Below are 13199 nucleotides of genomic sequence, written 5' to 3' on the forward strand. Positions count from 1 at the left end.
CCTAGGAAGGTTACCTGACTTTACGTTTAATATTCCGATACGATTCATCTTCTATCCCGTATACATTATTTACCTCCGATTTTCCTTTTTTGCTTCAGGCAACACATGTCACATCCAAACTATGCTGCAAATATTTATCATTATTCTAATGATATATGCGTTTTCACATTTTAGGGCAAATCAACCAAAACACAACAACCCGTAGAAAAATAAAAGAGCTTTTATACACACCATACAGTACTAATATTCAGTATCTTCATACTTAATAATAACTTTCTCCCCATAAACATGGAAAATACCAATGCAATGAGCAACATACTGGCGCAACTTAAATTAGAGAACAACAGGCTCCGAGAAAAAGTCGATGAACTCGGCGATTGCTTAGAAAATGCGACGGTCCCCATACATTGGGTCGATGAGAACGGTATTATTACATGGGCCAACACTGCTGAATTAGAAACACTTGGATATAGTAAGGAAGAATACATAGGTTCATCTATTTTGGATTATCACATCGATAAGAATGTTATATTTGACATCCTCGTTCGGCTAAAATGCAATGAAACTATCCGCAATTATTCTGCCGACTTACGCTGCAAAGATGGGTCAACAAAACATGTGTTGATCAGTACTAATGCCCTAATGCGGGATGGAAAATTCATTCATACACGTTGTTTTACAAGGGATGTTACAGATACCGTGAAAGAAAAAAACTATAAAACAAATCTGCTCCTAAGGCTTGATGAAAGTGAAACAAGATTGAAACTCGCTGTACAATCTACAAAAATGGGTACTTGGTACTGGGATACACACAGCAACGATATCTATATATCCAATGAAGGACGTGAGATTTTAGGTTTACCAGCAGAAAGTATTATAGAAAAAACAACATTTTTACAATACATACTTCCCAACCACCAAAATGTACATAATAAGCATAGCATAAAAATACTAGAAAATGGCAAGGAGGGGCATTTTGATAGCACACATAAAATTCACAAAATAGACGATGGCACCTCCCGCACATTACGCGTACAGGGAGCAATACATACTATCAACGGGAATTTGCCCCGTTTTATCGGGACAGTTTTAGATATTACAGATATCGTAACGGCACATGAAACCGACAAGCGTCTAGCTGCTATTATACGATCTTCAAATGATGCCATTGTAGGAAAGACTGTAGATGGAATAATAACCTCCTGGAACATCGCCGCCGAGCGCATATTTGGGTATAGCGAGCAGGAAATGATCGGTACTTCTATATTCAAGATCGTACCCGAAGACAAACGACAAGAAGAAGAACATATATTATTTCGCTTAGGAAGAGGCGAAACTATGGAACACTTTGAAACTAAACGATTGACCAAATCGGGTAAACTTATCGATGTTTCGCTCACGATATCTCCTATACAGGATATGGATGGAAAAATTCTCGGTATCTCAAAAATAGCTCGTGACATCACTGAAAAAAGACAAGAAGAAAAGCGAAAGCATGATTTCGTAACAATGGTAAGCCACGAAATTAAGACACCACTGACTTCTATCTTATTGTATGTTCAAGTACTATTGAAAAGCTTTAAAGCCGAAGAGAATGACAATGCATTGAACATTGGGATAAAAATAGAGGCATTGACAAAAAAAATAATAATGATGGTAAAAGACTATCTAAGCCTTTCTAGAGTTGCTGAAGGAAAAATTGATATTTACAAAGAAGAATTTGAGCTTTCCTCCTTTTTACAAGAAATAGTCGTAGACACCAAGTTTCTAACGAATAAGCACGACATATCAATCGATGGCTGTGATGCAATCTGGGTCTTTGCCGACAAAAGCAAGCTAGAACAAGTATTTGTAAATTTACTAAACAATGCTATCAAGTACTCTCCTGCTGGAGGGGATATCGTAATAGAATGTAGATCTAACACTGATAAAGTCACCATATCCATTATAGACCAAGGTATAGGTATACGGGAAGAAGATCAGAAAAAATTATTCAAAAGATTCTACAGGATTAATAGAGAAAACACAAGTACCATATCTGGATTCGGCATTGGTCTATACCTAGTTGCAGAGATTCTAAAAAATCATGGAAGCAGTATTCATGTAATAAGCCATGAGGGGTGTGGCGCCAGATTTTATTTCGATTTAGAGCTAAAAAAAACTAACGTCCCGGATTTGACCTGAGACATCTAACATTTAGTAATTAACTCTCCTATTACTTTTTCTAATTGATCAATATTAAAGGGTTTGGCCAAAAAGCAATCGGCTCCTGCTTCTTTCGAAAGGATTTCTATATTACTATTGGCAGAAATATATACCACCGGAATATTAACAAGTTTCAAATGTTGTTTAATAAGCTGGGTAGCCCTGATCCCGCCAATATCCGGTATCCAATTATCCATAATAATAACATCAGGATTGGCTGTTGTTACTTGCGCTACAACATCGACTACATTAGCAGAAGTGACGACGGTATACCCTGCAAATTCCAATATCATCGTACAAACCTCTAAAATCTGAATGTCATCGTCAAAAAGCAACACAGTTTTGCTATCCATAATTTTAGCGGTATATAACTTTGTAAAGTTTACGAAATATAATCAATTATTAATGTAAGAAGCTATTGTACAACATCCCAATATCTCTATATAGACATTCTCTTTATCGCTAGGAGATGCGACTTAAAAGCACTCCCAAACGTCTTGAACTCTACATATTTCACTTCAAACTCCTTACACGTATCTTTTACGATTTTATTAATAGCCGGATAGTGCACGTGGCTGATGCGCGGAAATAAATGATGCTCAACTTGAAAATTCAAGCCGCCCAACAGCCATGTCAACACCTTATCACCGATAGCAAAATTGGCGGTAGACCTCAACTGATGTACCATCCATTCGTCCTCTATTTGACCTTCTTTTACTGTAGCCACGTCTACTCCTTCCACGACATGTGCGAGCTGGAATACTACAGCCAGACAAATACCACACACTCCCCCTGCTATCAAAAGCCCCAGCAAAGCTGGTCCTAGCCCAACGAAGATTATGGGTATGACGACAAACAACGACAGATGTACCATTTTACTTGTCCAAAATATAATCTTCTCTCTAATTGGCATTTTAAACTTCTCCGATTTCCGGCCTAGTCTTTGGCGGAAGTATTTTTCATAATCCTGGAAGAAAACCCACGCTAGATAGGATATCCCATATAGGAACACGAAGTAAAAGCGTTGGAATTTATGGTGTTTCTTCAACTTTTGATCTTGATGAATACGCATAAACTTGATTTCGATATCATGGTCCTCTCCTTCAATATTTGTATAGGTATGGTGTGCTATATTATGCTTCAGCTTCCAGAGATAGATATTTCCTCCAACTAGATTCAGCGTGTAGGAAAACAAGTTATTAACGCTTGCTTTTTTAGCGAACGAATTGTGTCCTGCATCATGCATGATATTAAATCCTATCGCAGCAATGTTGACCCCCAGAATAATACACAGCAGTATACTAATAGGCCAATAAGGTTGTACAGTGAGCAATAGGGTGTATAATACAGCCATCGACATTAATAAGATAACCGCTTTCAGAAATATCCTCCAATCGCCAGTCCTTGACTTTCCACTCGCTGTAAAGTAACCGTTCACTTTACGTCTGAGCGATTTTGAAAAAGATGTGTCTACATTACTAAATTTTATTGGTGATTTCATTATTTTAATATTAGAATGGGGACATTGTTATTGTCCCCATCGTTTTGTCTATTTTTTCTTTTTACTAAATACACTCGTAGGAGTATCTTTAGATGTTGAATCTTTATCCTGTTGATAAGAAGACTGCTTCTTTTCTTTTGTACTTTTCGTTTTCTTCTGTTCTTTACTCATGATGTATAATTTTATGATTGACACTATCGTGGCCCAACAGCATCCCATTATTAAACTATAAAGGGGCGTCAAATTGTTGGGCTAATATTTTAATTAAAGGATTGGACAAACTGGATATAAAAATGGGTTGAATTTATAATTGTCAACTTCCATCGTAAGAAGCGTTCATCTAATGTAAAGGGTAAGTCTGCTAATGGGTTAAGTAATGTGCAGGCCGCTATTGTAAATATACCATTATTTATTTGATATTCAATGGAATATTTTTTTTCAAAGAACCGTCTTTGTAGATGGCATAGCAGTATATTCTTCCCGTGTTAGCCTGGCCAACAAATAACTCAATGTAGATTCCGCTCCCTGATTGATATTTATTGTCTCTTTTTCAAGTCCGTCAAAACACCCGCCCGTTACCGGATTGTACATAATCTGCCCAAGATGATTTCTTCCTAAAAACCACTCAAATGCTTGTATCAAGAATTGCTTGTATATAATATCCTGGCTTTCTTTATAAAAACTGTCCAGAGCGATAATAGTATAAGCTACATCTATAGGTTGCTCACCACCTTGAGGTTCGTTTGATCGCTGTCCTCTGCGTATCCATCCCTGATTTGAAACAACATGTATTTTTCCGTTTATCATTATCCTGCTCAGCAGAAAATCAAAAGATCGATAAGCCACCACCTTATAGATAGCCCGTCCCGTCTTTAAATAAGCACAAAGCAAGGCTTCTGGTATAACACTGTTTGCATAAGTAAGATAACTCTCATACCATTGCCAATTGGGTGTACTCTCGTGCTCAAACATTGCGCACAGACGATCCGCCAGCGTTTCTATCATCTTTTGATGACTATCTTCCTTTAGAAGTCCCAACCCTTTGATGATAAAAGCCATAGCCCGGGTAGAATGATATTGCAACAGGTTCTCAGATGCCTGATTGATGAGGGATGTAGCTTTTTCCACAAGACTTTTGGGCAGTATTCCACTCATTCCGATTATTTCTCCCAATGCCCAGATAGCACGGCCGTTAGCGTCCTCCAAATTTTCATCTCGATTTTGTGAGGTGAATACCCCTTCTTTATCCACATAATTCAGAAATGTACCGTTTCTAAGCATGCAATACGCAATAAAGTCCAGATACTTTTCTATATAAGACAGATTCTGCTCTTTTGGGTATTTTTGGTAATGATGGAGCATCGCAATGAGCGCTCTCGCATTATCGTCCAGTGTATAACCACTTCCAATGTCCGGTCTACTTCCTTGTGCAAATTGGATAAAGCCTCTGTCTGTCGTCATGCGATAGACATGTGAAAGGTTAATTTTTGGAAGTGAATACACGAGACCCGTCATCTTTTCGCCCAATAATTCTTCAAATAAATTGACGTGTGCTATGGCACTATTCTGCCATGAGGTAGGCAAGGTCTTTTGAAGATTGACATGCCGTATTCGATCTAAGCGTGACTCATCCGCCAGAATTTCATTTACAGCATCTGCCAATTGATCAGGCGCAGCAAAGTCTATGATAATTCCCATATCTTTATCCAACACCTCAAGAACGTGAGGTATAGGCGTAGATACGATGGGGCACCCTGAACTAAGCGCATAAGCAAATGTACCGCTTACGGCCTGTAATGGATTGTTTGAAGTAAATAGGTACACATCCGTGACTAACAGATAATCAATCAGTTCCTCTGTCGAAAGAAATTTATCTACGAAACGTACATACTCCCCCATATCCTGCTTTTTCACCATTCCCTTCAACATATCCCTATACGCTTCTCCTTCCTGCAATATCAGATTAGGATGTGTCACACCGATGATCAGAAAAATAACGTTTGGTGTTTTTTCTATTATACTAGGCAAAGCTAGCAGCGTAGTTTCAATACTCTTTCCTGGCCCCAACAATCCAAACGTACTTAGCACTTTCCTCTCTGTCAGTGCCAACTCATCGAGCAGAGCAGGCTTATTACTTGCTGGTGCCAAATGGGTTCCATGCGGTATAACCCGGATTTTATGAGCCTCGATACGATAATCATCTTTTAAAATGTCTGCAGCATTCTGCGTCATCACAATTATCTTTTCACACTTATCTGCTATCATGGATACTTTCTCCGCAAACCATTTTTCAGGGTGGGGTAATACCGTGTGAAAAGTTATTACTATTGTTACATTTAGCCGTGCCAGAAAAGAAAGAAATGCAGTTTCCTTTTTTTCAAAGAGTCCAAATTCATGCTGTATACACAGAACATCTATATTGGACGAGGTATTTAGCATTTTTGATAAGCATTCAAAAGAACCGACCTGCCACAACTTCAATCGATACCAAGCTTCAAAAGGGTACGAATAGTGTCTATCATCATTTTCGATTGGTATAGCTAGCAATTCATATGAAGCATCAAACTTATCATCAATAGCTTGCATTAAATCCGTAGTATAGGTAGCTATTCCACAAGCACGAGGGGGGAAAGTAGAGAGGAAAGCTACCACTCTATTCTTTTTGGGTGTCATTATTTTATAATTAAATGAAAGGTCCTTGCATACTGAGGTCTTATATCCGTTACAAGGCGTGCATGTTGAAGGGTATGTAAAGATACCAATTAATAAACGAACAATAGCATAAGTATAAACAGAGCTCGACTATTGATAACTAGACTCTGCTTTGCTATCCAATCCATCTATTTTCAGGGTCCCTTCTTTCAATGCTCTTTAGCTCCTGTTTCCTGATCGTGCCCTTGAGTCTTTACAATCTTATTATAAATACCAAACAACAGAAAGGGGGCTACCCATTGCCCTACAAAAAGTGCAGTATGTTTATGCCCCATACATTTGAGCGTTAGTGAAGCCGCCATGGCAGTCAATGCTGTACACAGATATACTTTGGAAGGTACTTGTGCCGTTTTGCTTTCTATTGCTTTGGTCATTTGACCTTCTTCTATTTTTTTGTTTTCTAAATTTACCATGATCTCCGTTTTTATAATTTTGAAAGCAACCCATTATGCGTTACTGTAGGTATATACAGTCGACCTGCCAAAACGTTGTCCTCAAACAAAGAAAGGGGTAGTCTCCCCTCCTTTTACCGTACTAATACGCTACTATCCGACCTTGCTATCTTACACATTTGCCGTCATAGCGTACAATACCATTAAAACGTCTTGCGGGCACCTCAGCCTGTAAAACGTCATCTATGAGCAACAGCGGCGCATCTTCCGAGCCTATTACTTTGCAATGTAACATATAATCCTGCAGACTATCTGCTTTTTCCGGAAGCCAGTATGTTTCTGAATCCCGTGCTCCAACATAGGCTTTAAGGATATCATATCCTTCCATTTTAAGGTTGACCAAGAGGTCTCTAACACGTTTCTTTATCATATTTATCAGCTTAATTGTTGCTTTAAGAACAACTCAACGTAAAAAGAGTTCATTCATTTTAGTTTTTTGCAGAATATTTTAACAGTACAATAGTAAAAGGGCGCTATTCATTGTTGACTTACGTCAATGCACGTTCCTTTGAAAAGTAAATAAAATAGACTATATTTAACTCTTGAAGGTCTCATTATGGATAAAGTATCATTGCGCTGTGAAGATGAACCGATTCATCTTTGTGGTCGAATTCAAGAGTTTGGTTTTTTATTGGTATTTGATTCGGACCTCTCCTGCACTGCAGCAAGTGAAAACGTAGTACAGTGGCTGCGCCTCTCTGCCCAAGAGCTTTTGGGATGCGCACTATCTTCTTGCTTGGACAAGCTATCCATCTCCCCGTTTGATGTCAAGCAACTCTTTTCTTTATTTGAAAAAGATCCCTTATTCCGAGAAGTATCCGAAGTTACCATCCAAGGCACCCTCTTCTATCTCAGTATACATCAACGAGGAGGCCTATTGTACCTGGAGTTTGAGCAGTGCAATCCCTCCAAGCCGAGCAGCACCAAATTATACTCCCATGCCCGTTATCTAGACGCAGCGACAGAAAACCTTTGGTTTGCCCTGTGTGAGAGCATCTATCACGTTATTGGTTTTGACCGCGTCATGATCTACAAATTCATGGATGATGGCAGCGGTCAGGTGATTGCAGAGAAAACTGCCGATGATATGTCTTCGTTATTAGATTATCGCTATCCCGAATCTGATATTCCGGCACAGGCCCGACAGTTGTATAGCCAGTTTATTGCGAGACATACCGTAGACGTCAATGCCGATACCTATGCGATTCTAGGCCGGGATATCGATGCGCTCGACCTCGGACGATGTAGCATACGTGCCCTATCACCAATACACTTGCAGTACCTACGTAATGCAGATGTAGCGGCCAGTGCCAGCTTTTCCATTTTGGTAGACGGACATCTGTGGGGACTGGTTGCCTGCCAGCACCGCATCCCTAGAATGATAGACCTAGGACAACGTCACCTCTGCGTATTCCTTGTCCAATACACCGTAAACAGGCATTTAGCCTATCAACGTAACTTAGATCTACAGTACAACAAGCGCATCAAAACCCTTGAATCAGATCTCAAAGAAACACTACTCGTAAATCCCGACATCCTCGCCGTCTTACGCGACCATGCAGGTCCTTTGTGCGATATGGCAGGTGCAGATGGCCTTATCATCAAGCACCCAGAAGGCACTTACCGCTATGGCTCATGTCCGAATCGGGAACATTTCGAAAACATACAGCAGGTCATTAGTCTACGCGGCACAAAAGAACTGGCTGCCTATCAGCAGCTACAAGTAGACAGTCCACAGGGCTACTTATTTCCGGGCGTAGCGAAGGTCGATATCCTAAATATCCCAAAGCTCACCCTCTATTGGTTCCGAAAAGCAATCGAGGCAGAAGAAACCTGGGCAGGCAATCCCGAAAAACACTACCGCTATGACACGAGTACCGGGCTGAACTACCCTTCCCCCCGCACCTCTTTTGAAGCCTGGAAACGCACCGTACAAGGGCAATCCCCTTCCTGGAAAAAGCGAGAGCTTTTATTTATGCGCAGAGTAAAGTATACCGTGCAGGACGCAGTTATGAAACGCATGTCCGAAATCCAGGTACTCAACGAAAAGCTCGTCGAACTGAACAGCACGCTCGATACCTATAGCTATACCCTGAGCCATGACCTCAAAAACCCACTTTCGGCAATCAAACTAGCTGCCCAGATCATCCAACAGCGAAACAATCTTCCTGACGATTTTCTAAAAAAAATAAGTGGCAATGTACTTGATGCCGTCGAACTCATGTCCAGTATGATCCATCGGATTTCTGAGTTTTCAAAATCCAAGAGCTTTGACTTTACCCCGCGTATCGTCGATCCTGAGGTATTGATACATAAAATCATTGCAGACGGTAAGAAAGCCTATCCCAATGCCGCTATGGATATTAAAATCGGTACGCTCCACCCTTTCTTAGGTGAAAAGAACCTAGCCTATCAGTTATTTTCGAATGTGTTGACCAATGCCATCAAATACAGCAGTAAAAAGCAAAGTCCCAAGGTCCATATAGAGAGCCACAAAGCACACGGACATATCGTGTACCATATCATTGACAATGGTATCGGTATTCCGGCAGACGAGCTGGATACCATATTCGAAATCTTCAAACGGACGAGCAATGCAGCAGCATTTGAAGGAGCAGGCATAGGGCTTTCTATTGCCAAGCGTATCGCCGACCGTCTCGGAGCGCAATTGGCAGTAAAGAGTGTATTAGGGTGTGAAACTATATTCATACTGAAGTTTAAAGCTAATGTAGGCGAGCCCTTAATGAACTCAAAACCGTCCATTCGTCCTCGTTTAGCAAAAGGGTGATCGTCAGTCGAACAAAAAAGGACAACATTTTCATTTTCAACAACTTTATACCAAAAAAACCAAAACAAACACCTTGGCATTGGCATGATTTGTGTCTTATATACAATACATGTACCCCTAACATTAAGCTATGAAACATATTGATCTGGATTTTTTGCTGGTTTTGGAGCACATGCCCTTAGCAACCGCTATTTACGACAATTCCAATTTACGCATCGCTTATGTAAACGAGGCTATGTATAGAATGTGGTGTGTCGGTCCCGACATCATAGGAAGAGGGTTTGCAGACGTATTTCCAGGCTTTGAAAAAGAGGGGTTTGCCAGTATACTTAACAAAGTATGGGTTAGTGGCATCACCTACCGGGCGAGCGATACGCCTGCTGTGATTGTAGAAGGTAACGAAAAGCATATACGTTACTTTGACTTTGAATACAAGGCACTCCTAGACCACGCTGGCAATACCTATGCCATACTTCACACAGCCATAGACGTAACCCAGCGTAAATTAACAGCTCATCAGCTCCTATTACAAAACGAGCATCTATCTTTTAACAACGATCTTGAGACATTGACTTATACGCTCTCACATGATATCAAAAATCCTTTGTCCATAGCCAAAATGGGAATTTCTTACCTAAAGCAACAAAAAGATGACTCCTGCACCAGTTATCTCCAATGGTATACCATGATATCCCAGGCCCTCACTAACATCGAGAATATAATTAACCAGAGTTTGAAATTAAGTGCCGCAAGATCTATTGCAAATACGCCAAACATAAATGACCTGACCGCTCATATCCCCACTTGGTGCGAAGAAGTCAAATTGCTTCATCCAACATTTGGAGGTAAGATAACCACTGGGCGACTATTGCCTATTTATGGTGACCTCGGGGCTATTTATCAGATTTTCAGCAATGTCATTGGCAACGCTGTCAAATACAGCACGACTATACCGTACCCATACGTAGAAATCTACAGCGAACAAATTGATCGAGGGGTAGTTTATTTTATTAGGGATAATGGGATTGGTATCCCTGAAAAGGACTGGGACGACATATTCTGCAGCCACAAGCGGGGCAGCAACACAATAGAGCACCGAGGAAGCGGTATTGGCCTGTGTCTAACCCGGCGTCTTATCGAACGTTATGGTGGAACAATTGATATCTCCAGCAAAGAAGGCAAAGGTACCTTAGTGCGTCTCTTTTTCAGTGATCCGGGGATAACCACTTTTGAAAAATAAACAAAAATAGGCCACCTTCGATTCTTCTTTTTAATGTACTGCGTAAAACAAAAATAGAAGCGAATATCAGGTGACCTATAGGGGTTGTACGTTATTCTGCTTTTGAATTCAGATTAGTATCTGCCAAACCAGTTAGCAGCTCATCGCACTTCTTCTCTTCTTTCAATGTCTGCAGCAATAGTTTCAATGCTTTTTCGAGCTCCAATACCTTTGCAAATGCAGCTAGCGTACCATAGGTCGCTATTTCGTAATGCTCTACCTTCTGTGCAGCTGCAATGATGCCGGCGTCGCGAACAGCCCCCACCTCGGTTTCCTCCATGATACTCTTTCCCTCTTCTATCAGACCGGCCATGGCATCGCATTTCTCTGCTTTCGCCTTTTGCCCCATACTTTCAAAGCATTGTTCCAATCGCTGTACATGCATTTCTGTTTCTTGGATATGCTGTGTAATGGCTTTTTTCAACCGTTCAGAAGTTGCATTTTTCTCCATTTTTGGCAATGCTTTCAGCAATTCTTTCTCCGCCCAGAATATATCCTTCAGTCCATCTTCAAATAAATCCTTTAGGTTCTTTGCAGCGCCTGATTTAGCCTTTTCCTTTTGCCCTGCTGCCTTTACAGCTGATGTTGCACTTGTTGATGCAGTCTTCGCTTTAGCCTCTGTGGCCGAATCGCTTGTCGAAACCTTTGTTTGGTTTTTTGTTGGGGTCTTTGTTGTCGTAGCCATAGTTCTCGATGTTTAATTTTTTAACACTTATCATTACTTAGAGAACACCTAGTTGGCCTTAGCGTTGAGCCGGTCGAATCAAATCCGTATTATTTGCATAGGATTACGTACAAACACCTACATTTTATCCCGATTTCCCTTTGCTTTGTCGGCATCTGTCAATGGAGCTGGTGGCACCACATTCACCTCGCGTTCTATCTCCCTCACCTCTACATAAACCGCAAATTCGGAAGGCTGTATTGGTGTACCTTTGACAATCGCATACTCCCGTGTATACACTGCTCCAAAGTAGAGTATCGCCGATGTATAATACACCCACAGCAGGATAAGTACAATGGCACTGGCTGTTCCGTACGTGCTCTCGGTATCTGAATTTCCGATATACAGGCCGATCAGGAAATGGCCGATCACAAAGAGTACTGCGGTAAACAGGGCACCCGACCGTACGGTACGCCATTTGATATTGACGTCCGGCAGCACCTTAAATACAATACAGAACATGAGGAATATAATTCCGAAAGACACCAAGAAATTAATCCCATTAAAAAGTTGCACTGACGTGTCTGGGAAGAAACGCTGCAAGCGGTCCGTCAGCGCCATCACGATACCATTTACGATCAATGTGACCATCAATAAAAAGCCTAGCCCGATTACAAGCGAGGAGGATAATAAACGGTCCTTTACAATCTTGAGCCACCCTTTCTTAACCTTGGGTCGCACATGCCATATATTATTAATAGAATTCTGAATATCACCAAATACCGTCGTAGCTCCTATCAATAAGGTCACCACACTAATGATCAGCGCCATATTCGACTTGCCGGAGAGCGAAAGGTTTTTGATAATATCCTGTACCTGCAGGGCAACGCTACTGCCAATCAATCCCCTGAGTTCCGTAAATACCCTTCCCTGAATCGCCTCCTCACCCAAAAATATACCGGCCAGCGAAATCATCAGCACCAAAATGGGCCCTACTGAAAAGACCGTGTAATACGCCAGGGAAGCACTGTACTTGAGCGCCGACTCGTTCATAAATCCGAGTACTGTATTCTTTAAGATCGTAAAATGCGTCTTGATTATATTCTTATGTTCTTTTGCCATAATTATTCCAGGTATGTCATTTACAGAACCATTAAAAGCCCTGAATAGTTCACTAACAGTTAAAAACTATCAATGAGGTACCAGCTCAGGATAAAACCAATCACAGCAACCAGGATGGCTAGTACGCTGATGATCGACGAACGAGGCATAAACTCCCCCTCCTCGATTTGTTTGCCTATCTTACGGTACTTGAGGTAGGCCAATAGTGCTGTAACAGCCCCGATAATAACAATTGCCGTCCCCACCTCGCTGGAGTAGCCGTGAGGAGCAAGCTCGCTCTGCTGCGGGCTCAGCATAGCTGTAATCTGTCGCATGAACAGCGAAAACTTGACGACCACAAAGCCAAATCCCATAATCCCTAAACTGGTACGTATCCAGGCCAGAAACGTACGTTCGTTGGCCAGGTGGTCGTTTACCTTCTTTGAACTGTTACTTTCTTTCATATAATATCTAATATCTATTTTTGCTTAAATCAA

The 13199-nt window shown here is 41.0% G+C and carries 12 protein-coding genes; 3 read left to right on the forward strand and 9 right to left on the reverse strand.

Annotation, left to right across the window (positions count from 1 at the left end; genetic code table 11):
* The first annotated feature begins 288 nt into the window (after window positions 1-288).
* Complete coding sequence (locus CLV99_RS07050; protein ID WP_133583766.1) at window positions 289-2184, forward strand: PAS domain S-box protein; 1896 nt, start codon at window positions 289-291, stop codon at window positions 2182-2184.
* 5 nt (window positions 2185-2189) lie between these two features.
* Here the strand turns inward: CLV99_RS07050 and CLV99_RS07055 are convergent, their stop codons facing one another.
* The 6 genes from CLV99_RS07055 to CLV99_RS07075 form a co-directional block, all read right to left on the reverse strand.
* The gene (locus CLV99_RS07055) at window positions 2190-2558 is read right to left on the reverse strand and encodes a response regulator (RefSeq protein WP_133583767.1); all 369 of its coding nucleotides are present in this window, start codon (window positions 2556-2558) and stop codon (window positions 2190-2192) included.
* 86 nt (window positions 2559-2644) lie between these two features.
* Complete coding sequence (locus CLV99_RS07060) at window positions 2645-3706, reverse strand: fatty acid desaturase family protein (protein ID WP_133583768.1); 1062 nt, start codon at window positions 3704-3706, stop codon at window positions 2645-2647.
* 48 nt (window positions 3707-3754) lie between these two features.
* The gene (locus CLV99_RS23470; RefSeq protein WP_262708273.1) at window positions 3755-3877 is read right to left on the reverse strand and encodes a hypothetical protein; all 123 of its coding nucleotides are present in this window, start codon (window positions 3875-3877) and stop codon (window positions 3755-3757) included.
* A 267-nt stretch (window positions 3878-4144) separates the two neighbouring features.
* Entirely contained in the window at window positions 4145-6379 is a 2235-nt protein-coding gene (locus CLV99_RS07065; RefSeq protein WP_133583769.1) for a glycosyltransferase, read from the reverse strand.
* A 188-nt stretch (window positions 6380-6567) separates the two neighbouring features.
* Window positions 6568-6831: a hypothetical protein gene (locus CLV99_RS07070; protein WP_133583770.1), complete on the reverse strand. Its 264-nt coding sequence runs from the start codon at window positions 6829-6831 to the stop codon at window positions 6568-6570.
* A 145-nt stretch (window positions 6832-6976) separates the two neighbouring features.
* The gene (locus CLV99_RS07075) at window positions 6977-7240 is read right to left on the reverse strand and encodes a hypothetical protein (RefSeq protein ID WP_133583771.1); all 264 of its coding nucleotides are present in this window, start codon (window positions 7238-7240) and stop codon (window positions 6977-6979) included.
* A 186-nt stretch (window positions 7241-7426) separates the two neighbouring features.
* On the opposite strand from CLV99_RS07075, the gene CLV99_RS07080 reads away from it, so the two are divergent.
* Both CLV99_RS07080 and CLV99_RS07085 read left to right on the forward strand, forming a co-directional pair.
* Entirely contained in the window at window positions 7427-9658 is a 2232-nt protein-coding gene (locus CLV99_RS07080) for an ATP-binding protein (RefSeq protein WP_133583772.1), read from the forward strand.
* A gap of 130 nt (window positions 9659-9788) precedes the next feature.
* A complete protein-coding gene (locus tag CLV99_RS07085) occupies window positions 9789-10898 on the forward strand; it encodes a PAS domain-containing sensor histidine kinase (protein ID WP_133583773.1) in 1110 nt (369 codons plus the stop codon).
* Window positions 10899-10989: 91 nt separating this feature from the next.
* Here the strand turns inward: CLV99_RS07085 and CLV99_RS07090 are convergent, their stop codons facing one another.
* The 3 genes from CLV99_RS07090 to CLV99_RS07100 all read right to left on the reverse strand — a co-directional run bounded on the left by CLV99_RS07090 (window position 10990) and on the right by CLV99_RS07100 (window position 13166).
* Window positions 10990-11622 (reverse strand): YciE/YciF ferroxidase family protein, encoded by a 633-nt coding sequence (locus CLV99_RS07090; RefSeq protein WP_133583774.1) that lies wholly within the window; start codon window positions 11620-11622, stop codon window positions 10990-10992.
* Window positions 11623-11739: 117 nt separating this feature from the next.
* Window positions 11740-12723: a YihY/virulence factor BrkB family protein gene (locus CLV99_RS07095; protein WP_133583775.1), complete on the reverse strand. Its 984-nt coding sequence runs from the start codon at window positions 12721-12723 to the stop codon at window positions 11740-11742.
* A gap of 59 nt (window positions 12724-12782) precedes the next feature.
* Window positions 12783-13166 (reverse strand): YidH family protein, encoded by a 384-nt coding sequence (locus tag CLV99_RS07100; protein WP_133583776.1) that lies wholly within the window; start codon window positions 13164-13166, stop codon window positions 12783-12785.
* Between the last annotated feature and the right edge of the window lie 33 nt (window positions 13167-13199).

It is taken from the genome of Sphingobacterium yanglingense, assembly GCF_004363245.1.
Lineage (GTDB): Bacteria > Bacteroidota > Bacteroidia > Sphingobacteriales > Sphingobacteriaceae > Sphingobacterium > Sphingobacterium yanglingense.